24 protein-coding genes are annotated in these 22929 nt (G+C 40.2%); 4 read left to right on the forward strand and 20 right to left on the reverse strand.

Features of this window, described 5'->3' with window-relative positions; genetic code table 11:
* Positions 1 to 172 precede the first annotated feature (172 nt).
* The 3 genes from sigK to B4U37_RS15520 form a co-directional block, all read right to left on the reverse strand.
* Complete coding sequence (gene sigK / locus B4U37_RS15510; protein ID WP_010196129.1) at positions 173 to 886, reverse strand: RNA polymerase sporulation sigma factor SigK; 714 nt, start codon at positions 884 to 886, stop codon at positions 173 to 175.
* A gap of 232 nt (positions 887 to 1118) precedes the next feature.
* Positions 1119 to 1355 (reverse strand): hypothetical protein, encoded by a 237-nt coding sequence (locus B4U37_RS15515; protein ID WP_010196128.1) that lies wholly within the window; start codon positions 1353 to 1355, stop codon positions 1119 to 1121.
* Between the two features lie 54 nt (positions 1356 to 1409).
* Entirely contained in the window at positions 1410 to 1673 is a 264-nt protein-coding gene (locus B4U37_RS15520; RefSeq protein ID WP_088018924.1) for a hypothetical protein, read from the reverse strand.
* A 414-nt stretch (positions 1674 to 2087) separates the two neighbouring features.
* Between B4U37_RS15520 and B4U37_RS15525 the strand changes: the two genes are divergently transcribed.
* On the forward strand, positions 2088 to 2975 hold the full coding sequence (locus tag B4U37_RS15525) for a helix-turn-helix domain-containing protein (RefSeq protein ID WP_157663804.1): 888 nt from the start codon (positions 2088 to 2090) through the stop codon (positions 2973 to 2975).
* Between the two features lie 37 nt (positions 2976 to 3012).
* On the opposite strand, the gene B4U37_RS15530 is transcribed toward B4U37_RS15525, so the two are convergent.
* Positions 3013 to 4536: an ABC transporter permease/substrate-binding protein gene (locus tag B4U37_RS15530; protein WP_088018926.1), complete on the reverse strand. Its 1524-nt coding sequence runs from the start codon at positions 4534 to 4536 to the stop codon at positions 3013 to 3015.
* The gene (locus tag B4U37_RS15535; protein WP_088018927.1) at positions 4536 to 5489 is read right to left on the reverse strand and encodes an ABC transporter ATP-binding protein; all 954 of its coding nucleotides are present in this window, start codon (positions 5487 to 5489) and stop codon (positions 4536 to 4538) included. The genes B4U37_RS15530 and B4U37_RS15535 overlap by 1 nt, the downstream gene beginning before the upstream one ends.
* Positions 5490 to 5661: 172 nt before the next feature.
* Here B4U37_RS15535 and B4U37_RS15540 point away from each other — a divergent pair, with 172 nt between their 5' ends.
* The gene (locus B4U37_RS15540; RefSeq protein WP_088018928.1) at positions 5662 to 6492 is read left to right on the forward strand and encodes a thermonuclease family protein; all 831 of its coding nucleotides are present in this window, start codon (positions 5662 to 5664) and stop codon (positions 6490 to 6492) included.
* A gap of 124 nt (positions 6493 to 6616) precedes the next feature.
* Here B4U37_RS15540 and B4U37_RS15545 read toward each other — a convergent pair whose 3' ends face one another.
* On the reverse strand, positions 6617 to 6850 hold the full coding sequence (locus tag B4U37_RS15545; RefSeq protein ID WP_088018929.1) for a YrhC family protein: 234 nt from the start codon (positions 6848 to 6850) through the stop codon (positions 6617 to 6619).
* A 251-nt stretch (positions 6851 to 7101) separates the two neighbouring features.
* On the opposite strand from B4U37_RS15545, the gene B4U37_RS22055 reads away from it, so the two are divergent.
* Positions 7102 to 7278: a putative periplasmic lipoprotein gene (locus tag B4U37_RS22055; protein ID WP_157663805.1), complete on the forward strand. Its 177-nt coding sequence runs from the start codon at positions 7102 to 7104 to the stop codon at positions 7276 to 7278.
* 53 nt (positions 7279 to 7331) lie between these two features.
* On the opposite strand, the gene B4U37_RS15550 is transcribed toward B4U37_RS22055, so the two are convergent.
* The 5 genes from B4U37_RS15550 to B4U37_RS15570 all read right to left on the reverse strand — a co-directional run bounded on the left by B4U37_RS15550 (position 7332) and on the right by B4U37_RS15570 (position 12527).
* On the reverse strand, positions 7332 to 8867 hold the full coding sequence (locus B4U37_RS15550) for a carboxypeptidase M32 (protein WP_088018930.1): 1536 nt from the start codon (positions 8865 to 8867) through the stop codon (positions 7332 to 7334).
* 139 nt (positions 8868 to 9006) lie between these two features.
* Positions 9007 to 10143: a bifunctional cystathionine gamma-lyase/homocysteine desulfhydrase gene (locus B4U37_RS15555; protein WP_088018931.1), complete on the reverse strand. Its 1137-nt coding sequence runs from the start codon at positions 10141 to 10143 to the stop codon at positions 9007 to 9009.
* A gap of 1 nt (position 10144) precedes the next feature.
* The gene (locus tag B4U37_RS15560; RefSeq protein ID WP_088018932.1) at positions 10145 to 11068 is read right to left on the reverse strand and encodes a PLP-dependent cysteine synthase family protein; all 924 of its coding nucleotides are present in this window, start codon (positions 11066 to 11068) and stop codon (positions 10145 to 10147) included.
* 33 nt (positions 11069 to 11101) lie between these two features.
* Complete coding sequence (gene mtnN, locus B4U37_RS15565; protein ID WP_010196109.1) at positions 11102 to 11803, reverse strand: 5'-methylthioadenosine/S-adenosylhomocysteine nucleosidase; 702 nt, start codon at positions 11801 to 11803, stop codon at positions 11102 to 11104.
* An 82-nt stretch (positions 11804 to 11885) separates the two neighbouring features.
* Positions 11886 to 12527 (reverse strand): class I SAM-dependent methyltransferase, encoded by a 642-nt coding sequence (locus B4U37_RS15570; protein ID WP_088018933.1) that lies wholly within the window; start codon positions 12525 to 12527, stop codon positions 11886 to 11888.
* Between the two features lie 213 nt (positions 12528 to 12740).
* Between B4U37_RS15570 and B4U37_RS15575 the strand changes: the two genes are divergently transcribed.
* The gene (locus B4U37_RS15575) at positions 12741 to 12953 is read left to right on the forward strand and encodes a YrzA family protein (protein ID WP_010196105.1); all 213 of its coding nucleotides are present in this window, start codon (positions 12741 to 12743) and stop codon (positions 12951 to 12953) included.
* 48 nt (positions 12954 to 13001) lie between these two features.
* Here B4U37_RS15575 and B4U37_RS15580 read toward each other — a convergent pair whose 3' ends face one another.
* The 9 genes from B4U37_RS15580 to mltG form a co-directional block, all read right to left on the reverse strand.
* Positions 13002 to 13964 carry a nuclease-related domain-containing protein gene (locus B4U37_RS15580; protein WP_157663806.1) on the reverse strand — a complete coding sequence of 321 codons (963 nt, stop codon included), beginning with the start codon at positions 13962 to 13964 and terminating at the stop codon, positions 13002 to 13004.
* A gap of 468 nt (positions 13965 to 14432) precedes the next feature.
* Entirely contained in the window at positions 14433 to 15155 is a 723-nt protein-coding gene (locus B4U37_RS15585; protein ID WP_088018935.1) for a YrrS family protein, read from the reverse strand.
* 93 nt (positions 15156 to 15248) lie between these two features.
* Positions 15249 to 17024 carry a peptidoglycan D,D-transpeptidase FtsI family protein gene (locus tag B4U37_RS15590; protein ID WP_088018936.1) on the reverse strand — a complete coding sequence of 592 codons (1776 nt, stop codon included), beginning with the start codon at positions 17022 to 17024 and terminating at the stop codon, positions 15249 to 15251.
* A 271-nt stretch (positions 17025 to 17295) separates the two neighbouring features.
* On the reverse strand, positions 17296 to 17769 hold the full coding sequence (gene greA / locus B4U37_RS15595; protein ID WP_010196096.1) for a transcription elongation factor GreA: 474 nt from the start codon (positions 17767 to 17769) through the stop codon (positions 17296 to 17298).
* Between the two features lie 162 nt (positions 17770 to 17931).
* Complete coding sequence (udk, locus tag B4U37_RS15600; protein ID WP_088018937.1) at positions 17932 to 18567, reverse strand: uridine kinase; 636 nt, start codon at positions 18565 to 18567, stop codon at positions 17932 to 17934.
* Between the two features lie 4 nt (positions 18568 to 18571).
* Positions 18572 to 19843, reverse strand: coding sequence for a peptidase U32 family protein (locus B4U37_RS15605; RefSeq protein ID WP_088018938.1), 1272 nt, complete (start codon positions 19841 to 19843; stop codon positions 18572 to 18574).
* 22 nt (positions 19844 to 19865) lie between these two features.
* Positions 19866 to 20792 carry a peptidase U32 family protein gene (locus B4U37_RS15610; RefSeq protein ID WP_088018939.1) on the reverse strand — a complete coding sequence of 309 codons (927 nt, stop codon included), beginning with the start codon at positions 20790 to 20792 and terminating at the stop codon, positions 19866 to 19868.
* Complete coding sequence (locus tag B4U37_RS15615) at positions 20789 to 21451, reverse strand: O-methyltransferase (RefSeq protein ID WP_088018940.1); 663 nt, start codon at positions 21449 to 21451, stop codon at positions 20789 to 20791. The genes B4U37_RS15610 and B4U37_RS15615 overlap by 4 nt, the downstream gene beginning before the upstream one ends.
* 163 nt (positions 21452 to 21614) lie before the next feature.
* Positions 21615 to 22754, reverse strand: coding sequence for an endolytic transglycosylase MltG (mltG, locus tag B4U37_RS15620; protein ID WP_088018941.1), 1140 nt, complete (start codon positions 22752 to 22754; stop codon positions 21615 to 21617).
* Positions 22755 to 22929 lie beyond the last annotated feature (175 nt).

A 22929-nucleotide genomic window follows, 5' to 3' on the forward strand; every position in this document is an offset into this window, starting at 1 on the left:
CACAAAAGAGACAGGGCAAACGCGGAGAAAACCCCAATTAATTTCGGGAAAGTTCATTATATTTTTGTTACAGGAAGATTAAAATTCTGTGTGGGGGTCAGACCCCCACAGGATTTTCCCCCTTCACGTCGAAACCCCCTGGCAGGTTTGTTAGCCAAGGGGTTCGTTTGTTTTATTGTTTTTTCTTTTCCTTTTCGGCTCGGTAGAATTCGTGGAACATTTTCATGAGGGCACGCTTTTCGATCCGTGATACATAGCTTCTGGAAATGCCTAGTTCTTTTGCTATTTCACGTTGCGTTTTTTCATCTTTAAGATCAAGTCCAAATCGGCCGACAATGACCTCTCGTTCCCTTTCATCCAGCACATCAATGTATACCTTTATCTTTTCCAATTCCATATTTAGCTGGATGGTATCGATGACATCCTCAGATTCGGATTTAAGCACATCTATTAAACTGATTTCGTTCCCTTCCTTATCTTGACCAATGGGATCGTGTAAAGAAACATCTTTTTTTGTTTTCTTAAGCGCCCTTAAATGCATCAGTATTTCATTCTCAATACAACGAGCAGCATAGGTTGCTAGCTTCGTCCCCTTTCCGGAGTGGAAGCTTTCAATCGCTTTTATCAACCCAATCGTCCCGATCGAAATCAGATCTTCTGAATCTTCTCCTGTATTCTCGAACTTTTTCACAATATGCGCCACAAGTCTCAGGTTATGCTCAATAAGTAGATTCCTTGCCTCTTCATTCCCTTCTGCCATCAATTTCAGGTATTTCGCTTCATCCCCTGATGACAATGGTTGTGGAAATGCATTGTTCTTGACGTAAGAAACTAGGAAAACAAGTTCTTTGATTAAGTATCCTACCGATGCTAATATGCTTGACACACTTTCACCTCCATAGAAATGCTTAGGCAAGAGCCTAGTAATAATTCTTATGTAGGAAAAGGCATTCATGTGCAAGTACACTTCAAAATTAATCCAAATAAAAATGTCATATCAACTCGTCATCAAAATGTTATATTTATGTTACAATTCTGACGATTAATGGTACAATTTCATTTAGAAGAACAAATGTTCAATAAATAGAAAAAAGACCTCCCCAGTAATTAGGGAGATCTTAATACTTAATATAAGGATACTTTTTCAACTTGGAAGGTATAGTACCTTTGCCGACTTTCACCACACTGTACTCTTGAAACAATGTTTCAAACCACCTAGAAACTTCTGCATATGTTTTATTCTTGTAATCTACAAGCTGGGCAACACGGTAACGCCTACGCGCCTTTTGCTCACGATCAACAACGATAAACCAAAAGCATGTAAGCTCAAAAGTGTTTGTACTAGCAGCTGACATGGTATCAACCTTCCTTTTTATATTAGGATGTATTACTCATTAAATTATTTAGACTCACATATGAATAGGTGGCAGTTCCTTCATGTGAATAGAAGGTAATTCAGCTGTCAACTCTTTCATATGAATTGGTGGTAGTTCCATGTGAATGGGCGGTAGCTCGCTCATATGAATTGGTGGCAATTCCATATGAATCGGTGGTAATTCACTCATATGAATTGGTGGTAGCTCTTTAGCATTAGAATTTTCTGCATGAGATACTGCACTTGCTCCTAGGCTAACTACAGAGAATGCTAATAAGGAAATAAAATACTTTTTCATCTTCATTACCTCTTTCTAATTTTATTTAATTAGATTACTAATAAAGTTACTCTTACAAAAGACTGACAATATATTAACATCAAAGCCTAAAATTAATGTATTGATGGTAATTCATTTGTTTTTACATCATCCAAAGTGGTTACATGAGAAGATACTGTATTAGCTCCGAATAAAGTGATAGTAACGACTAAAAATGTGATAATAAATCTTTTCATCATCATAACCTCTTTCTATTATTTTTTCTGTTATTATCAAACTATGCTTATATAAGTATTTTACACTATTAAAAAAAAACAGTATTTCCTCAATATTTAAGGTTTACTGTAAGAAAGACACGTTTTCCTTCTGTTTTCTACGTATTTTAATTCAAATTATAACTCTAGGAATATTTTATTAGATAGGATGTGATATATTGTGGATTTTTCTTTAATCGGAAAAGAGATAAAAATCCTACGATCTGCACTAAACTTATCACAGGCGGAGCTGAGTGAAGGGATTTGTACACAATCACAAATCAGTAAAATTGAAAAAGGAGAGGTATTTCCTCTTGCTAACACTTTATATTATATAGCAGAAAGACTAGGTGTGGATATAAATTATTTTTATGACTTAGCAACTAACCCCCAACTATCCTATATTGAAGAGGTCTTTACACAAGTAAGAGAGTTGTTACATCGTAATGAGTACGAGGAAGTTTTTAATATTGTTGAAAATGAAAAGAAAAATCCTTTGTTTATAAATAATCGCAAGAATAAGCAATTTCTCCTATGGACTGAAGGTATATGCATCTACCATCTTAAACGAAATAAACGAGATGCCTTAAAACTTTTACAAACTGCTCTTGAATTAACTAAAATGACCTCTAAACTGATGGGAGAAAGAGAAATAGAAATACTTAATAGCATTGCTATTATTCATTTTGAAACTAAAGCATATGAAGATGCTTTAGAAATTTACAACTATGCAATAAAAAATTACATGAAAATCCCATATCATCAGGACCCCACTATTAAGATAAAAATTTTGTATAACAAATCTAAAACTCTCACCAGGTTAAATATGTTAGAAGAATCTACTCAAGCATGTAAAGAAGCAATAAAGTGGTGTGTTAAACATAATAGTATGTTTGCTCTTGGCAGCCTTTACTATCATATAGGCTACAATTACAGCCTATTGCACAGTCACGACATAGCCATCGAATATTACAATAAATCCATTCAAATCTTCATGATTCAAGAGAACAAGGTTTTCGTTAAGCATATTAAAGAAAAAATAGATGAACTTTCTGTCTTACTTGACTAACAAAAAAACTAGGCCTCGCAGCCTAGTTTTTTCGTGTCTATTCCCCCAACAACCCTTTCTTCTCCAAAAAGTCCTTGGCCACTTCATATGTGGTCTTTCCTTCAACGGTTACCTGATAGTTCATGTCACGCATTTCGTCATCATTTATTAGGTTTTCCAATTGATTTAGGATTTCTTCTAGTTCTGGATGCTCATCAAGGGTTTCTTTTCTGAGCAATGCCGCTCCTTGATATGGAGGGAAAAGGTTTTTGTCATCTTCCAACACTCGTAAATCAAATTGTTTGATTTCTGCATCTGTGGAGTAGGCGTCCACTAGGTTTACATCTCCATTTTCCACTGCCTGATAGCGCAGTTTGGCCTGCATGGTAGTCAGGTTAGGGAACGTGATGCCGTACACTTCTTGAATGCCTAGATATCCGTCTTGACGATCGGAGAACTCTAGGGTGAATCCTGCCTTTATTTCATTTTTGGCACCATTCAGATCAGATATCGTATTAATTTCATTTTGTTCAGCAAAATCTTCCGGGATTGCCAGGGCATATGTATTGTTAAAGCCCATAGGCTGTAGGAACACAAGCTCATCCTGTTCCATCAGGCCTTTTTTCGCCTGTTCAAATACTTCCTCATCATCAATGCTGACAGGTTCTTCTTCCAGTAAGGTGACAATGGCAGTTCCCGAATACTCCGGATAGATGTCGATGTCTTTATTTTTCAGGGCTCGGTACACAAAGCTCGTGTTTCCAAGCGATGGACGTAATTCAACTTTCAAATCCGTTTCTTCTTCGATCAAGAGTTTATACATGTTAATGATAATGTCAGGCTCTGCACCTATTTTCCCACTGATAACAAGATCCGCTTCTGTTGCTTTCATCACCGCAAAAGGAGATAGGAAAAGAAGAACCACAACAATCCCAATGATAAGGGCTTTTTTGCCAGATCCTTTTCTAGCTGCCGTTTCAATCATACGTAAAATGATATCAAATAAAATGGCAAGAAGTGCTGCAGGAATTGCTCCTAGCAAAATTAATGCATTGTCGTTTCGGTCAATCCCTAGAAGAATGAGGCTACCTAATCCTCCTGCTCCAATTAAAGCCACAATGGTTGCGGTACCGATAATCAATACCATCGCTGTTCTTATACCAGCCATGATAACCGGCAACGCAAGCGGGAGTTCCACTCGAAATAATCTTTTCATCGAAGTCATTCCCATTGCTTTCGCCGCTTCACGCAAGGATGGATCTACTTCTTTTATTCCTGTATAGGTATTTCTTAATATTGGAAGTAAAGCATAAAGAAATAGTGCAATGACAGCCGGAACGAATCCAATTCCTACAAGAGGAATTAACAGTCCAAGTAATGCAAGGGATGGAATGGTCTGCATGACAGCCGTTATTCCAATTATCGGCTCAGCAATTCGTTCTTTTCTCGTTAATAGCACGCCAAGTGGAACAGATATAAAGACTGCTATCGCCAGTGCAATGACCGAGATTTGTATATGTTCTAATAGCGCTGTCCAAAGTTGATCGCCTCGGGCTGCATATAGTTCTTGAAGGAATGTCATTATGCAAGCCTCCCTTCTACACTTTGCTCATGAAGGAAGTGAAGGACATCTTTTCGAGATAGGACGCCCAAAGGTTCATTAGCTTGCATGACGGTAACGGCCTCTTCTTCGGCCAAGATTGCAAGAAGTTCACCAATCGTCAAGTTACTGTCCACTTCTCGGAAAGGCGTAACAGGAGAATTCATTGTTAAATCCTCTAATAATTCTTCAATGGTTTTTTGAAGAATGCTGCGTCTATTACCTATAAAACTCTTCACAAAATCGTTCTTTGGGTTATTTACAAACTCTTCCGGGGTTCCTACTTGTACTGCCTCCCCATCTTTCATTAAACAAATTCGGTCGCCAAGCGTTAAGGCTTCGTTCATATCATGTGTAACAAACACGATCGTTTTTTGGATTTTCTTTTTTAAGCTCAGGAAATCTTGTTGCAACTGTTCCCTACTAATCGGATCAAGTGCACTAAATGGCTCGTCCATAAGGATGATAGGAGGATTGGCAGCTAGAGCTCTAGCTACTCCCACTCTTTGTTGTTGGCCTCCCGATAATTCAGATGGCTTTCGTTTTTTATACGTAGACGGTTCTAAACCAACAAGATCGAGCAATTCGTCCACTCTTTTGGAGATGTCTCCTTTTTTCCAGGATTTAAGCTCTGGGACGATGGATATGTTCTCTTCAATGGTCATATGTGGAAAAAGAGCTATTTGTTGAAGAACATAGCCAATATTCCAGCGAAGTTCGTGGATATTATGGTCTGAGATACTCTTTCCATCAATGAGGATATCCCCATTTGTTACATTATGTAATCGATTGATCATTTTTAATGTAGTTGTTTTTCCGCATCCACTTGGTCCTATCAGAACAAAGAATTCTCCTTCTTTTATTTCCAAATTAAAGGATTGGACGGCGGTCGTTCCGTCTTCATATGTTTTTGTTACATCTTGAAAGGTTATCAAAACCTTCTCACTCCCCATACAATTAATTATTTCTCTACAGTATTTCCTAAAAGCACAAACTATAAATACCCCACTTCTAACAGTGTTAAACTTTGTTTTAGAAAATGCCCCAGTACATAGCTTATTGCGTGGTATAATGAGGAATACTTTTTTGCACCGAAAGGAGACACCTATGAGAATTAAATTATATACATGGTGCTTGATTCTTGTTCTTATTTTAACAGGCTGTTCTTTGGATGAGAGTTCATCCACTGCAACAAAGAACGATATACCTGAGTCAGTTCAAGAGCAAGTTGAATCACCTGATGAGAGTTCTTCCGAAACAGAGATAGAGAGCCTTGAAGATACCGAACCTGAATATGAAAGAACGGAGGTTCCTCTCGTTCGTGTCATAGACGGCGATACGATAAAGGTGATAATTAATAATAAAGAAGAGAATATCCGGTTTTTACTTGTAGATACTCCTGAAACGAATCACCCTAGAATGGACGGTCCCCAACCGTTTGGACCTGAAGCGAAAGAATTCATGGAAGAGTTCATGGAAGGCGGAAAAATAGAAATAGAACTGGATGTAAGTGAGCGCGACCACTATGGACGAATTTTAGCATATGTATATGTGAATGGTGTGTCAGCACAGGAGGAGCTTCTAAAGCGCGGGTTGGCACGTGTAGCTTATATTTTCCCACCTAATACCCGCTATGTAGATACTTATCAAGCCATTCAAGAGAAGGCTCAAGCTGAAGGTATAGGCATTTGGAGTGTGGAGAACTATGCACAGGAAGATGGCTTTTATCCTGAATACGTGGAGGATCCTGATCTTAAAGCTCCTACCGAGGAAAATCCTGTGACGGACAATTGTACAGTAAAAGGGAATATCAGCTCAAGCGGAGAAAAAATCTATCACGTGGAGACAGGTGCCTACTATGACCGGACCATTCCAGAAGAATGCTTTAACACCGAACAAGAAGCACAAAAAGCCGGCTACCGAAAGTCTATGAGATAAGATGCTAAGGTTAAAGTAGTCCCTTGTTGATTGGAGTGGAAGGCGCGCAGACGCCCGCAGGTAAGCGAAGCGCTGGAACGGAAATCAACAAATTAAAAGAAGAGGAACATGAGGGTTCCTCTTCTTATTGTTCATCCTGTTCTTGCAACAACCTTTTCAACTTTCTGGCTCTCAAAACAAAAAACACTGCCCCACCAAGTAAAACAACAGTGGCACCCATCATCGTAAAAATCTGTAAAGCCTCTTTCCCTGCATGCTGAAAAGCAACTCCTATATATAAAAACACACTGACGGTCGTTAATATTATGGCATATCTAGTATAATCCTGAATCTTCGCTTGTAAAGCCTTCGTATTCATCTAGACTCCCCCCATCTATTATTCACTTTAACATAGATTCCTAGGTTTGCCGGTATGTAATTTCTTCCTTACGGTGAAGAAAGTAGCTAGCTATTGCCGTATTATTCCTGTACGGCGACCATATTCCCTATTACACATCATTAACCATATAGGCACTTCCTATCAATATACTTTTTTTCGCCCCCTAAACTTTTTTCCTAAAGGATATCCCGTTATAATGGAACAATAAATTGTGAGCGAGGAGGAACTAAATGAAGAAATTAGTCACAGCCTTTTGCCTTTTAACCTTTCTGACAGCCTGTTCCTCTGGAAGCGAGAGCACAGAGGAAATCATCATTGTTGATAATCCAAGCACTTCTAACAATACCGATGAAAATGTAAAAGATGGCACTCTTTATACCAAGAAGGATGAGGACGAAAAAAAATAACGAATGACCACGTAAAAAGCCTTCTGCAGCTAAACAGAAGGCTTTTCCTTTTATTAAAATTGATAGATTGCGGAATACTTTTCTTCTAAGTATCTCACCAAATATTTTGCATCCAGTTCTTCTCCTGTCACATTTACAATCAATTCGTTTGGAGAATAAAGTTTTCCATATTGATGGATATTCTCTCTTAACCACCCACGGATTGCCATGAAGTCACCCTGTTCGATTTTGTCATAGAAATCTGGCATTTCCTTGATAAAAGTATAAAGGATTTGCGCTGCGTAAAGATTGCCCAATGAATAAGAAGGGAAATAACCGAACCCGCCAAAGGACCAGTGCACATCCTGAAGGACACCGAGCGTGTCTGTTGGTGGTGTAATTCCCAGGTATTCCTCTATCTTTTCATTCCAAACCTTTGGAAGATCCTTCACTTCATATTCCCCGGCAAATAAACCTTTCTCGATTTCATAGCGAATCATGATATGAAGATTATATGTCAGCTCATCTGCTTCCACCCTAATGAAAGATGGATCCACCCTGTTTGTAGCAGCATAGAAATCTTCGAGTGAAACATTTTGCAGCTGTTCTGGAAAATGTTCTTGTAAATCTTTATAAAAATAAGTCCAAAATTCCTTACTGCGCCCCACCATGTTTTCTAAGAAACGGGATTGAGATTCATGGATACCAAAGGATGTCCCTCGACGAATCACTCTTCCTTCAAATGCAGGATTGACTCCCTGTTCATACATTCCGTGGCCTGCCTCATGGATGGTGCCAAAAATGGCAGAACGGACATTATCTTTTAAGTAACGGGTCGTGATACGAACGTCGCCCGTATTGACAGAAGAAGCAAAAGGGTGCACCGTTTCGTCTAAGCGACCACCTTCCATATCAAAACCGATTAGAGGCAGAATATATTGATTGAATTTCTTTTGAGCTTCTACATCATATTCCTGCGCGAAAATATCCTCACGCGGTTGGGACTGTGAAGCTTTTATTTTATTCAAGAGCTCTACACTTTTTTCTCGAAGCTCCTTAAACAATGGATCTAGCTTTTCTACAGTCAATCCAGGCTCAAACTCATTTAACATCGCATTGTATGGGTGCCCTTCATAACCATAATATTCACCAAACTTCTTCTTGAACGCCAATACTTTTTCCAGTACAGGTGCGTAAGATGCGAAATCATTCTTCTCACGCGCTTCTTCCCATGCCTCATTCGCATCATTAACAAGAATGACATATTCTTGATACTCTTCTGCCGGGATTTTGATGGACTTGTCATAGTTCTTTTTCCTCTCGGCCACACACGCCTTTGTCGCTTCATCCAACTGCTCCCATACCTTCTCTTCAGTCAAGAAAGTAAGCAACTCTCCCATTTCTTCCGAGATTGCCAGCTTGAAAGCTTCTGTCGACAATGTTCCTCTAGCTTTTCCAAACAAGGAACGTCCTTTTTTAGGAGCTTTCGTTTTAGAATCCCAGCTAAGAAGACCCAACACATCATTATAATGGCAAAGCTTCTCATCCAATCTATTGAAGGCATCCACTTTTTCTTGAACATTCTTTTCTAATACAGGTACTGTAGACATGATAATCCTCCTAGTAAAAATAGTATGAAAATTATGTATTATCTTTATATTATATCAGATTTCCACCGGAACGCTAAGCAACTGTTACAAAAAAAAAGCCCTATAAGAGTTGTTCTCTCATAGGACCTTTAATCTTGAATTAACCTTCAATTGCCTGCTTCAAATCAGCAATAAGATCTTCTACATCTTCAATACCGACGGAAATACGAACTAAACCATCCACAATTCCGAGTTCTGCACGTCGCTCAGCCGGAATGGATGCATGTGTCATTCGTGCAGGAACAGAAATTAAACTTTCCACTGCTCCTAGGCTTTCCGCTAACGTGAAGTATTTAATTCTTGCTAACAGCTGATCCGCTTTCTCGGCACTTCCGATGTCAAAGGACACCATGCCACCAAAACCGTCGGCTTGTTGCTTGGCAACCTCATGGTTCGGATGTTCTTCTAATCCAGGATAGTATACTTTTCCAACAAAAGGATGGCTTTCTAGGAACTCAACGATGCGGCGAGTGTTCTTTTCCGTCGCCTCCATACGAAGCCCAAGCGTCTTGATTCCTCGCATCAATAGCCAAGAATCTTGCGGCCCTAAGATACCCCCGGTTGAGTTCTGAACGAAATGCAACTTTTCTGCCAGTTTCTCTGAATTAACAACAACAAGACCTGCCACCACATCACTGTGACCACCAATGTACTTGGTCGCACTATGAAGGACAATGTCTGCACCAAGATTAATTGGCGTCTGCCAATATGGAGTGCTGAATGTGTTATCAACGATTGTTAAGAGATTATGCTTTTTCGCAACTAAACTAGCTTTTTGAATATCCGTCACTTTTAGCAATGGATTTGTCGGTGTTTCAATGAAAAGCGCCTTCGTATTTTCTTGAATGGCTGCCTCTATATTTTCCACCTTGCTAGTATCCACAAAAGTGGAGCTAATTCCCATTCTGTTTAACACCTTTGTCATGACACGGTATGTCCCACCGTACACATCATCGGTTAAAACCACATGGTCTCCGCTGTCAAACAACATCATAACGGCTGTAATGGCCGCCATACCAGAACCAAAAGCAAAGCCTGCTTTTCCATTTTCCAAGTCTTTTATCAATTCTTCCAATGCATGACGCGTAGGGTTTCCAGTTCTGGAATACTCATACCCTTTGAAATTCCCTACACTCTCCTGTTTATATGTGCTTACTTGATAGATAGGTGTAGAAACGGCACCTGTATGTGGGTCACCGAAGATTCCACCATGAATCAGTTTAGTTTTCTTATGCATTTCAAATTCCTCCTTCATAAATCTTTTTGCTTAAATAGCGTTCACTGCTATCAGCAAAAATCATCACAATGTTGGTTCCCGGTTGGGCTATTTTTGCTTCTTTCAAAGCCGCATGCAACGCAGCACCTGAAGAGCTTCCTACCAACAGACCTTCTTTTTGTGCCAATTCCTTGACGCGGTCAAATGCATCCACATCATATACCGTGTGGATGGCGTTGAAATATGTCTCATCCATATATCCTGGGAGGAACTCCATCCCAATGCCTTCTGTTTTATGCGGGCCAGACTCGCCGCCGTTTAAAATAGATCCTTCTGGTTCCACGATGACCGTTTTCACTTCTGGGTTCTTTTCTTTTAAAAACTTGGCAGTTCCCATGAAGGTTCCACCTGTTCCCGCTCCGGCTACAAACACATCCACCTGTCCATCCAACTGTTCCCAAAGCTCAGGTCCCAGTGTTTTGTAATAGGTTTCTGGATTGGCAGGGTTTCCGAACTGCTGCGGACAATAAGAATTAGGAATCTCCTCGTTAAGCTCTTTGGCTTTTTGAATTGCCCCCTTCATCCCAAGCGGCGTTGGAGTGTGAACAATCGTAGCACCAAGCGCCTTCATCAGATCCTGTTTTTCCACACTGAACTTCTCCGGCATACATACCATTACCTTGTAACTAGTACCAACCGCAGCAAGCGCAAGTCCGATACCAGTATTGCCAGCTGTTGGTTCAATGATGGTTCCGCCTTCTTTCAGCTTGCCGGAACGAACCGCATCCTCGAGTAACTCTTTCCCCAAACGGTCTTTTATACTTCCGCCAGGATTATAAAACTCAAGCTTTGCAAAGAGGCGCACCCCTTCTGGCACCTCAAAATTACTCAATTCCACGACAGGCGTATTGCCAATCAAGCCATGGACATTTTTAAAAACGTTCATCCTTTATCCCCCCGCAGACATTCCTTCTATGTGTTAAGCGTTTCTTAGCTCACTTAGCATATTTTCAATTAACATGGAAGAATGCAATGCTGCTTTGCTTAAGAATTGATCGAAACTGATGTTGGACTCTTTCCCTGCGATATCAGATAGTGCACGAATTACCACAAACGGCACCTCAAACGCATGGCATACCTGTGCAATTGCCGCCGCTTCCATTTCCGCAGCCTGCAGTTCAGGCATCTTTTCACGCACCGCTTCCACACGGACCGGATCATTCATAAAGGAATCACCTGTTGCGATAAGTCCTTCCACAACCTGCATCCCGCTCACATTTTCCGCCGCTTTTTTCGCAACAGCCATAAGCTTTGCATCTGCTTCAAATGCTGCCGGCAAACCCGGAACTTGTCCGTATTCATATCCAAAAGCCGTCACATCCACATCATGGTGACGAACTTCTGTAGAAATAACAACATCTCCAACATTTAAGGACGGCGAGAACCCACCAGCGGAACCAGTATTAATCACTACTTCCGGTTTGAAACGTTCTAAAAGTAAAGACGTGCTGAGTGCCGCATTCACTTTACCAATCCCTGATTTAGAAAGAATAACATCCACGCCATTCAATGTTCCTGTATAATATTCACAACCTGCAACAGTTGTTGTCTCCATACCTTCAATTTTTTCACGCATGATTGTTACTTCTTCTTCCATTGCTCCGATAATTGCTACTTTCATTATGAGAATCCCTCTTTTCATAAAATTAGTGGACGGATCGACTCACTTTTTCAAAAAAAGAGAGAATGTGATTGCCCGCCTACTATTGTTTTGTTGCTTCCATTACCCAGACAAAATGGTTAAAACGCTGGTACTCCACTTCAAATCCATGCTTTTCGAAAATATCAGTGAGTACCCTTATCGTTGTATAGTATTCCGTTTTCAAGTCGTTCGCCAAATTCAAAAACGTATGCTTTTTTGCCTGTTCAATTGTCGCTCTGTACGCATCATCATTTTCAAAGACCGTATCAGCAAATACTATTTTACCACCTTTATCAAGCAACTTTCCATAGTGCGCCACCGCTTCTTCTTTTTCAACATCTGTCAAATGATGAAACGCATAGGTGCTTACAATGGATTGAACCTGATCTGACGGTTCAGAAAAGCTCAAAAAGTCCCCATCCTCGATACTGACGGTCTGTGGCAGCTTTTCTGCCGCCTTTTCCCTCATAGTTTTAGAAGGCTCAATGGCATACACTTTTTTACCTTGTTTCAACAGCTCGGCTGTGAGATTCCCTGTCCCCACTCCAAATTCAACGACAGGACTTAAAGCTTTAGAGGCTACATCTTTCAAGATATCATCATAGCCACGAAAAACCTCTGCATATTCCTGGTCTTTGCCGCTTACCGTCGCATCATAATAGTTTGCCCAGTCATTAAACAGTTCGACGAATTCACGTCCCATTAATGATCACTCCACTTATAATTTATATAATTCCTATCAGTATAGTATGCTTTAATAAAATAACTGTTCTCAATCTAACACATCTTTCTATTTTCTTCAATGAAAATGTTTGGTAGAATATACATGGGACCCTTATAGGAGAAGGTTGAGAGCGGTTGCAAACGTTCTGATTTTTCTGCAAAATAAACCCGATGAAAGGACTAGGAATTATTAATGAGGAACTTTGAATTTAGTTTATTAGAAGATAAAGTAGAGTTTTTTGAAGCACTTGACTTGAAAACGTTAGAAAAGAAAATAAATGAACAGATTGATCACAACCGCGCCATCATGCTCGGAGTCCACTCCGTATCTCATCAAATGCATGTAGATGAGGAAGGCAGACGCTTTTACAGTGCCGTGGTGCATTTTAGGTTGAAGGGGAAATGAATAGGTTGTGCGAGAACGCTCGGGAGGGGGCGTTTTTTTGTTTGGTTATCACTTTAAGAAATACTTTCGACCTTTATAATCCCCTTCAAATCTAAGGTTTAATGAGGATAAGTATTTGGAAGTAGCTGTTGGAGAAGGTAGTTGAAGAAACCACCTTATTTCTTTATTTGTAACGATTTCTCCTAACAATAATTTGTGATCTAAAAGTGCTTCTAGATGTGTAACTTTAGAAGATGCTCCACATTTAAAGCAGTACCATGTTGATCTTTTCTTTTGCATTGGGGCACTTGTACAAGAAGTGCAAATTACTCCAAGTATAAGTTCTTGAGGTGGAATTTTGTAGTTGACAAGAAGATTGAACTTATCAGGAGTATGCTTTTTAATCATCAGTTTTGAGAGTTTTTGAAGATTTTTCTTACAAAGTTTTTCATGGGTATGTATACCGTTAATTTCTTTTATTCTGTTTGGAAGATTCGTTTGAAAAGTGACTTTTTTCATAATGGAGGGTGTGGTCTTAATAAGAGTAGCACTAGTATGAGTTAAAGCGATGAGACTTGCGATTGGGATGGGGGGAAAACCATGCTTATCAAACCAAAGTGCAAGCTGATGTCTTTGCCGTGCCATTTGAGAGATTGGATCACTTAACTTTTCTATACCGCCATTATCAGGTAAGTGCCTTAATAGTTGATTTGCTTGTTCATCAAACTCTAAAACTCCATTTATATACTTTGAATCAACTATAATGCAGTGGGTCTGGGAGAGAAGTACAGTGTCCATTTGAAAATATCTACCTTTTGGATCTTCAAGCCTGAGACTATTTAGAATTAAATACTCATTATCAGGGAGAAAGGTTAAAAAGTAATCCATTGCTTCTTCCCCTTTATGACCGTAGAACAATTTGCCATGTTCTTTTTCTAACATTGGGTATTTAGAGTGATTTTTGGGGATCCTTCGCATTGCTGCCTCGTGAGTTAGAAGCCTATGCGACTTTTCCCTTTGCTTTTTGATCATTTTCCACCTCCGCTTTTTCATTCTTAACTATATTCTCTTTATCTCACTTAATTCCCTGCTCTAAAGTATCTTTTTTCTATGTATTTGTTTTGAGTGACCATTTAAAGTAACCTCTCTAAATTGGTTATTTTCCAAACTCCTAATTTTATTTTCATTTACGTAAAAATACGAGCCGAAACGCACATTTTATTTTCCGTTATTCATAAATACGAGCCGAAACACGTCACTTACGAGCCGTTCGACAAAATACATCAACATTCGACACTCCTGTCTTTGCTCCAACCAAACCCCTCAGTTACCTATTTCCAAAAACCCCACCCCAAAACCTCATGCCAACCAGCCTCCCCCCACCAAAAGCCCTTCAACACTTCAATCCCTTGACCTTCCCAAAAGTCGAACACCATAACCACAATAAAAAAGACCCACCCCCAATGGGATAGGTCCGCACCACTATTTAATTCACACACTTTACAACGACTTAACCTGCTCCACCTTTGTTGGTTTCCAACCTTTGTTGGTCACCCATTCCAGATAGACTTTGAAGTTTTCGCCCGTTGATTTATTTTTGATGGACGCTATGGATGAGTGCTCACTGCCGCCATTGCCTAAGAAAATCAATGTGTAGTCGCTGCTGCTCAAACGGGTAGCTGCTTCCACGGCTTTTAATTTTTCATCCCAGTCAACATGGCCTTCGTCATAGACGGATGTATGTGGCTCGGATTGAGAAGTTCCACCAGGTCCCCAGCCTGGGTTAGTCATTGTTTTGATGACATTAGGGTCATCGGAGTTTTCGGAAACCTCTGTTTCGGAATCGTCCGCTTCGTTGGAATCTTCTTCTTTTTCCTCTTCTTTATCTTTATCTTTTTCTTCTTTTTCTTTTTCTTCTTCCGCGTCTTGCTCAGCGGATTCTTCCGCTTCCTCAGATTCAGCTTCTTCCTCGTCAGTAGGAGCAGCTTCCTCGGATTCTTGTTCTGCTGCGTTCTCTTCTGTTTCACTTAATTCCTGTTCCCCTGTAGCCAGCTGATTTTCGTTATCTGTGGCTGGGTCATTCTTTCCAAAGAACAAGGAAGAAGCAAGAACGACGATAAATATGAATACAACACCAATCAGGATGTTCAAAATCATGTTTGTTTTTTTGCGTTTGGTTGTTCGGCCGTAACGTGAGCCACCTTTGTTAAAGTCTAAAGACACGACAGTCCCTCCTAGTCAAAGCCATATATAGTATAATTACAATAGCTTATTGTACCATCAATACTATAAAAAGCACAGTGAAAAGGATTGCCATTATCTTTCTTGGTTTTCCCAGTTGTATATTTCTTGAACCATTTTTGAGTAAACTGATGAGACATTGTTCTCATCCACAACATCTAATTCCACCATAACCATAGCATATTTAGGACTTTGGATTGGAAAATAACCTGCAAACCATCTATTGTATAACTCTCGACCGTCATCGGTAAATTTTCCTGTCTGCGCCGTACCGCTTTTTCCTGCAACTTCATAAGAGAGGCCTTTCATTCTCCATCCGGTCCCAGTATCACCTTCCACTACTTCTCTTAAAAGATGTTGAAGCTGCATGACCGTGTAGGATGAAAGCTTTTCAACATCTCTTTCATGCTCAGGAAATGTAAACAAGGTCGTCCCGTTTTTGTATAGGATGTCACTGACCAACTTAACTTCTTTCGACTCTCCACCCCGCGCTATCGTGGCCATCATATTCGCGACGGCAAGTGGCGTTACTTTTACATCTTTTTGTCCGATTGATGTCTGCGCTATAGCAAGAGGCACCCCTTTATCTTCATCGTTATCCCACACCACATTTTCTTTTTCATGAGGGATCTGAACAAAATCATCAAAACCAAACATATCCCCCTTCCATCCAACAGTTCCCGTTAACCCGAGCATAGCTGCATACTTATCCAATGCGCCCTTATCTTTTTGAGCCAACTGTTTACCAATCTCACCAAACGTATAGTTACAACTTTGGGCAAAGCTTTTTTCGAGGTTGATCGTACCCATACGCTTCTTTACATCCTCGTGCAGATTTCCCCTTATATCCAAATCACAGTTGAACATCATTTCATTGTCCACAACGTTTTCCTCGATTGCTGCTGCCGTTACAACCGTTTTAAACACAGAGCCAGGAAAATGGGGTTCTAGCAAATAATTATGTGCACCCGCTCCCTTTGAAGGGTTCTCAGGGTCCATGGATGGTTTGGATACCATCGCGACCACTTCATTTGTTTCAATATCAATGACGACAAGCCCACCCTTTTTAACTTGATATTCATTAAGGGTTTTCTCTGCCAGTTGCTGGATGTTTCTATCAAGGGTTGTTTGGACAGTAAGAGGGTAATAGGGATTGGACGGCGACATATACCGAACATCGATTCCGAATAATGGACCGCCAAAACGGTCAACATGGTAGAGCAATTTTGTTGAGCCTTCCGGTAAAATAATTTCATCGAACGCTTCTTCTAATCCGGATACTCCAATCGGCGTATGTGGCGAATAGTTTTCTTTCTCGACTTTATCAGCATAACGTTTCATAAATGTATCAACATCTTCCCCAGTCAAACCTATGACGTGTTCTGCTATTTTTTCATCAAGTTCAAACTGACGATACAAGGCGACAATTCCAGGATAATCAAGCTCGTTAATTTGTTCCATTTTCTCATCTGTTAAACTTTCTGATAACACGACTGGTTTATCCGCATCAGCAAGCAGGCTGTCAATCTCAGATGCATTCATCTGCAAGATGCCAGCGAGCTTCTCTTTCGGCCAATCAAGACCGTTCAGGAAAGGAAATAAGATGACACTTGGAAAATAGTCATGCGTTAATGGCAAGCCATTCCGATCAATGAATCTTCCACGGCCTTCATCAATCACAAGTGATTGTGTTCGTTGTTTGACGCTTGCTTCAATTAAGTTTATATGTTGATCTGTGAAGGATTCTGTGCTGATGAGCTGCACTTGAACAAGCCTTCCGACAAGCAGGCTTAAGAGCAGTACGACACAGATTCCGAGTTTATTAATTCTCCCTTTTATTAACCGTTGCATAAAAAAACACCTCATCAACATTGTTGACGAGGTGCGTTCTTTTTAATCAAGTCGGCTGTTTTCTATAGAAACTGATGTTATCGGCTTGTAAGGTTGACCGTTTCTTTTCGCTTCAGTCACTCGCTTTCCGCGGGGCGGTGCTTGAGCCTCCTCACTTCGTTGCGGGGTCTCAAGTCTACCGCTACCTCCCGCCGGAGTCGAGTGCCTTTCGCTACAATCCACTCTTCCATCTATCTTTTAGATTGCAAGAATCTTTCATAAACAGCCTTGCTTATTTTACGGAAACAATCTTCACGTTCATTTCTCCACCTGGAGTTTGGATGGTTACTTCATCGTTTACGCGTTTGCCCATTAGGGAGCTTCCCATTGGAGATTCGTTGGAGATGTTGCCTTCGAACGGATCAGCTTCAGCGCTTCCTACGATTGTGTAAGTTTCTTCTTCGCCGTCTGGCAGCTCCACAAACGTTACAGTTTTACCAAGGCCGACTGCGTCTGTATCCTTGTCTTCTTGGATGATTTTTGCGTTACGGACCATTTGTTCAAGAAGCGTGATGCGTCCTTCTACGAATGCTTGCTCTTCTTTTGCAGAATCGTACTCAGAGTTCTCAGAAAGGTCTCCGAAACTACGTGCTATTTTAATACGCTCTACCACTTCTTTACGTCTTACGGATTTTAAATTCTCTAATTCTTGCACAAGCTTGTCTTTCCCTGCTTGTGTCATTGGATATACTTTCTCTTGTGCCATGACTTTTCACTCCTTCTAGTAATTGCATTCCCCAATTTACGTTGTATCTTTATGGCAATAAAGTTCAAAGCCTATGTAAATGCGGAAAAAGATGTACCCATTAAATGGAATACATCGTCGCTCCTTCCACAATTGGAAAATTCTCTAGCTTATCATATGTTATTACAAAATCTCTTTTTGTTCAAGAATTGTTTGAATTTTTGTTACCATCAGGTCGATGGCAACATGATTTTGTCCACCTTCAGGGATGATAATATCTGCGTATCGCTTTGTTGGTTCAATGAATTGATTGTGCATTGGGCGGACAACGGTCACATATTGTTCGATGACAGAATCAATCGTACGTCCGCGTTCTTTAATGTCACGCAACATGCGGCGGATAATGCGTAAATCTGCATCTGTATCTACAAAAAGCTTTATATCCATTAAGTTACGCAAACGTTCGTCTTCTAATACCAAAATTCCTTCCACAATGATAACATCTTTCGGTTCTACTTCGATGACTTGTGTGGATCTTGTATGAAGCGTGTAATCATAGACAGGTTTATTGACGTTATCATAGTTTAATAAATGCTTAATGTGTTCAATCAATAAATCATTATCGAATGCCAAAGGATGGTCATAATTTGTTTTTAATCTTTCCTCCATCGGCACGTCTGTCTGGTCTTTATAGTAATAATCTTGCTCAAGCATTAGGATGGACTTCTCTGTAAAATGATCAAAGATAGCTTTTGTTACACTCGTTTTCCCTGAGCCAGATCCTCCGGCTACACCGATTACGATCGGTTTTTTCCCCATGGTATTACTGCCCCTTTCGCATCATGTTGTTCGGATAAATCGGCTTTTCCACTTTAAATTTCACGATTTGTAATGGATGGCGGGCAGCATCTAGTTCATTGCCTTTTTCATCCCAAACCTTCTCTATTTTTTGTGTGAAGTTTTCAATTTCCGGACCAAAAAATTCCACTTCATCGCCTGGTTTAAAAAAGTTTCGTTGCTGTAAGGTCACCATTTGAGTTTCCTTATCATAATCAAGCACCAATCCAACGAAGTCAAAGTCTGTCTTCTTGCTATGGTTGCCAAACATTTGCTCTTTATACCCCGGAACACCTTCAAAGAAAGCAGGTGCCGTCTCGCGGTTTGCACATTTATCAAGTTCTTCCAACCATTCTTGTTGAATCGTGAAGTTCTCAGGATCGGCACAATAAGCGTCGATTACTTTGCGGTATACACTTACTACTGTTGCTACATAGTGAATGGATTTCATGCGGCCTTCAATTTTCAAACTGTCAATTCCAAGTTCAATCATTCTAGGAATAGATTCGATTAACTTTAAATCTTTAGGACTCATAGCAAATGGTGAATCACCTTCTGCAAATAACGGTTTTTCTTCTCCGCCGTTCAATTCATATAAGTCGTAATCCCAACGGCAAGACTGACAGCAGCCTCCGCGGTTAGAATCTCGTGCGGTCATATGATTACTTAGCGTACAGCGTCCAGAGTATGCGATACACATGGCACCGTGAATGAAGGTCTCAATTTCGATGTCCACTTTCTCTTTCATCTCACGGATTTCTTCCGCGCTTGTTTCACGAGCAAGCACGACACGCTCTAGGCCCTCCTCTTTCCAAAACTGAACTGCTTTCCAGTTGGACAAGGATTGTTGGGTACTTAAGTGAACTTCAAGCTTAGGTGCCACTCTTCTGCATGTTTCAATGATGAGCGGGTCAGCAACGATGATTCCATGAACTCCAGCGCCTTCAATGCCGCGAAGGTAATCATCCAACCCGTCCATGTTTTCATTGTGAGCAAAAATATTGGTGGTAACGTAGATGCGCGCGCCAAATTTTTCAGCAAATTGAACACCTTCTGCCATTTCTTCAAAGGTGAAATTTCCAGCATTGGAACGAAGTCCGTATTCTTGACCACCGATGAAAACAGCATCTGCACCATATTGAACAGCTATTTTTAATTTCTCTAGGTTTCCTGCCGGGGCAAGTAGTTCTGGTTTTTTAACAATTACCCGTTTTCCGTCAACTATCTTAGAAATCTTATCATTTACATAGGTTGTCATAAAAGGCTACCTCCTTTTCACATTAATAGACTGTTTCTTTAAAGAAGAACCCTGTGTCGAGTGGACGGTGGTCTTGTTGAAGTTCTTCCATTTCATTTAACAGATCATCTTTGATATCTTCATAGGCTTCTCTGTCATCTGCACAAAGGTCTATTGCTTTTCTATATCTCTTTGTTACTTCAACGATATATTCCGGTGTTTGAAGTACACCGTCAATTTTAAAGCTGTCCACTTCTGCATCCATCATTTCTTCCAGTTCGTCAATGATGCACATGTCATTTGGACTCATGATATGGGTGCCGTTTTCGTCTTCATAGACAGGATATTTATTGCTTCGTTCCTTGTCATGGAGAAGCATGGCGCGTTCCTTGCCTTTTTCCACTTCCATTTGTTTGCCCTGGTATTCAAAATAATGCCCAAGCAATGAACGCTTGGATTGGAACATACATGTCATGCCATGGACTTGAACTTCTATTTCCACTTCTGCGTTTTCCTTGATTTCAACAATGGCATCCATGTTGAGTTCGCGGGCCAATACGGCACGTTTGGAGCCTTTTCTGCCCCAGTAATTACAGGTGTAGTAGTTGGTTGCTGTGGTCTCTGTATTCCAATGCAGCGGCATGTTTGGAGCAACTTCTTTTGCTGCCATTAATACAGCCGGATCTCCGAAGATAACCCCATCTGCACCTGCTTCATTCAAGATTTGAAGATAGTCGGACAACTCGTCCACTTTTTCATTATGGAAAAGGGCATTCATTGCCACATACACTTTTTTCCCGTTCTCATGAGCAAGATCAATGGCTGCCTTCACTTCGTCCTTTTTGAATTCTCCAGCCAAGCGCAAGCCGTAGCGCTCTTCTCCGACAACAAATGCATCTGCACCGGCGTCTATTAAGTCTTTTAAATTCGTTAAGTCTAGCGGTGTCACTAATAACTCAGGTTTTTTCAACGTTCTTCACCTCTTTTTTTACTGATTGCGATCCCATCACCAACAGGCAAGATCGTGGTGATATAGTCTGGGTGTTCCATCAACCATCTATTGTATCGGTCAATCTTTTTGACCAGGTTTCTGATTCTTTTTGGTTCAATCAATTCGTGGTCCTCTGCTACCATCCCCCGAAAGAGGACGTTATCGGTGATGATGATGCCCATTTCGTTTAACAGGGTTTCATACATCGTAAAGAACCGTTCGTATTGCCCTTTTGCTGCATCAACAAAAATGAAATCAAACGGTGCTTCTTTTTTCACTTGATCGAGCACTTCCAATGCGTCCCCGAATATCAAATGAATTCTATCTTGGAGCCCGGCTTGTTCTATATGTGATTTTGCTTGCAGGTATCTGTGTTCGTCACGCTCTATTGTTACAATGGTCGCTTCTGGTAAAGCTTGTGCCATTCTGATAGCGGAGTATCCGATAGCTGCGCCTATTTCCAGAATTCTTTTTGGTGCGGAAAGCCTTAGGAGCTGAAGGAGTGTTTCCATTCCGACCAGGTCCATAATTGGGACATTTTCTTTTTCAGCAAGCTTTTCCATGTTGCTGACTAATTCATTCCTTTGGGGAGTGAGTGTATTTAAGTAGGATATTACTTTATTTTCATTGGCTTCCAACGGTGGACGCCTCCTTTAATCTTGCTAAAAACAAAGAAAATAGAGGTGACCTCAACGGAGGAACCCTCTTTTTACGTTAAAACATTTTAGTTCAAAACAACTCGATATATTTTACCACAAAAAAATAGGGAATGCGAATTAATTTCGCACTTCCCTATCAGACTTATCCGTTGTCCTGACTTGTGATATGTTCATTTTTATCGATGTTGTGCTCTTCTAGCGTTTCGTTGAATAGGACTTCGCCATCTGGTGTTGCCAAAAAGTAGTAATACTCAGTTTCAGCAGGCTTCAATGCAGCTTGAATGGATGTAAGACCGGCATTGGCGATAGGTCCCGGTGGTAGACCTTGGTTCTTATACGTATTGTAAGGTGAGTCCACTTCAAGATGCTCATATAATGTCCGCTCTTTATGTTCACCAAGCGCATATAACACAGTTGGATCTGTTTGAAGCGGCATTCCTACGTCAAGTCGATTATAGAATACACTTGAAATGTAATCACGGTCTGTTTGAACAGTTGCTTCTGCTTCTATCAAACTTGCCATCGTCAGCAATTCATGTGGAGTTAAATCCATATTGCCCATCCCTATTCTTACTTCGTCATACTGTAGAATCTCATCAGTCTTTTGAAGCATGATATCAATCACTTCTTCTGCCGTCGGATTTTCTACATAGAAAGGATAGGTTGCAGGGAATAGATAGCCTTCCAAAGCATACTTAACATCTTCATCGAACATTTCATCTGTAATAACTTTTGGATATTTCTCCCTCATCTTTTCGAGGAAATCCTTGTCATTTGCTTTTTCGAGGAATTCTTTTTCCGAAAGCCCCATTCTATTTTCCAGGATGACAGCAATTTGCTCCAATTGACGACCTTCAGGAATGGTAATCTGGAAGAGGACTTCCTGTTGAACTTTACCTTCTTTTAAGAAACCTATGATCTCATCAAGGTTCATGGAAGGACTTAGCTCGTATTCTCCCGCCATAAATCCTGATTCATTTTTAAACTTTACATAGTATCGGAATACTTTACCATTATTAATGATACCATTTTCCTCTAAAATACGACCGATGGATGTCGGAGAGGATCCTATAGGAATTTCCACTTTTTCTGTTTTGGTATCTTCTTCATTCACAGGCTGCAATGCATTTTTTATATAAAAATAACCGCCGCCAATAATACCAGTCAGGGCTAGCATAAGTAAGACAAATACTGTAAAGACAATGCGGCGCACAATCTTTGCTTCAAAATGTTTTTCTTTCAATTTTTCTTGAATATAGTCTTTGTTGTTTTTTTCAGACAAAAAAATACCCCCTCTCGTACAACTAACAATTATACAACAAATTCATTAATTTTTTGACAAAAAAGCATGTATTTTCTCTTTTCCGACACATTCCCACATCATATTTTACCATTTTTTTCGCATTATTCATTACTTTTTTCCTAAATATTTTGAATTTATTAGGGTGAACAACATA

Source organism: Sutcliffiella horikoshii, from assembly GCF_002157855.1.
GTDB classification, from domain to species: domain Bacteria; phylum Bacillota; class Bacilli; order Bacillales; family Bacillaceae_I; genus Sutcliffiella_A; species Sutcliffiella_A horikoshii_C.

What these genes read in the sequence shown, in the direction of transcription:
- B4U37_RS15540 (WP_088018928.1), top strand. Translation starts at nt 5,662, where the DNA reads ATGAGAATTAAATTATATACATGGTGCTTGATTCTTGTTCTTATTTTA.
- B4U37_RS15555 (WP_088018931.1), bottom strand. Translation starts at nt 10,143, where the DNA reads ATGCATAAGAAAACTAAACTGATTCATGGTGGAATCTTCGGTGACCCA.
- B4U37_RS15545 (WP_088018929.1), bottom strand. Translation starts at nt 6,850, where the DNA reads ATGAATACGAAGGCTTTACAAGCGAAGATTCAGGATTATACTAGATAT.
- udk (WP_088018937.1), bottom strand. Translation starts at nt 18,567, where the DNA reads ATGGGGAAAAAACCGATCGTAATCGGTGTAGCCGGAGGATCTGGCTCA.
- B4U37_RS15520 (WP_088018924.1), bottom strand. Translation starts at nt 1,673, where the DNA reads ATGAAAAAGTATTTTATTTCCTTATTAGCATTCTCTGTAGTTAGCCTA.
- B4U37_RS15550 (WP_088018930.1), bottom strand. Translation starts at nt 8,867, where the DNA reads ATGTCTACAGTACCTGTATTAGAAAAGAATGTTCAAGAAAAAGTGGAT.
- B4U37_RS15605 (WP_088018938.1), bottom strand. Translation starts at nt 19,843, where the DNA reads ATGACAACCTATGTAAATGATAAGATTTCTAAGATAGTTGACGGAAAA.
- B4U37_RS15530 (WP_088018926.1), bottom strand. Translation starts at nt 4,536, where the DNA reads ATGACATTCCTTCAAGAACTATATGCAGCCCGAGGCGATCAACTTTGG.
- greA (WP_010196096.1), bottom strand. Translation starts at nt 17,769, where the DNA reads ATGGCACAAGAGAAAGTATATCCAATGACACAAGCAGGGAAAGACAAG.
- B4U37_RS22055 (WP_157663805.1), top strand. Translation starts at nt 7,102, where the DNA reads ATGAAGAAATTAGTCACAGCCTTTTGCCTTTTAACCTTTCTGACAGCC.
- B4U37_RS15515 (WP_010196128.1), bottom strand. Translation starts at nt 1,355, where the DNA reads ATGTCAGCTGCTAGTACAAACACTTTTGAGCTTACATGCTTTTGGTTT.
- mtnN (WP_010196109.1), bottom strand. Translation starts at nt 11,803, where the DNA reads ATGAAAGTAGCAATTATCGGAGCAATGGAAGAAGAAGTAACAATCATG.
- B4U37_RS15570 (WP_088018933.1), bottom strand. Translation starts at nt 12,527, where the DNA reads ATGGGACGTGAATTCGTCGAACTGTTTAATGACTGGGCAAACTATTAT.
- B4U37_RS15560 (WP_088018932.1), bottom strand. Translation starts at nt 11,068, where the DNA reads ATGAACGTTTTTAAAAATGTCCATGGCTTGATTGGCAATACGCCTGTC.
- B4U37_RS15575 (WP_010196105.1), top strand. Translation starts at nt 12,741, where the DNA reads ATGAGGAACTTTGAATTTAGTTTATTAGAAGATAAAGTAGAGTTTTTT.
- B4U37_RS15580 (WP_157663806.1), bottom strand. Translation starts at nt 13,964, where the DNA reads ATGATCAAAAAGCAAAGGGAAAAGTCGCATAGGCTTCTAACTCACGAG.
- B4U37_RS15590 (WP_088018936.1), bottom strand. Translation starts at nt 17,024, where the DNA reads ATGCAACGGTTAATAAAAGGGAGAATTAATAAACTCGGAATCTGTGTC.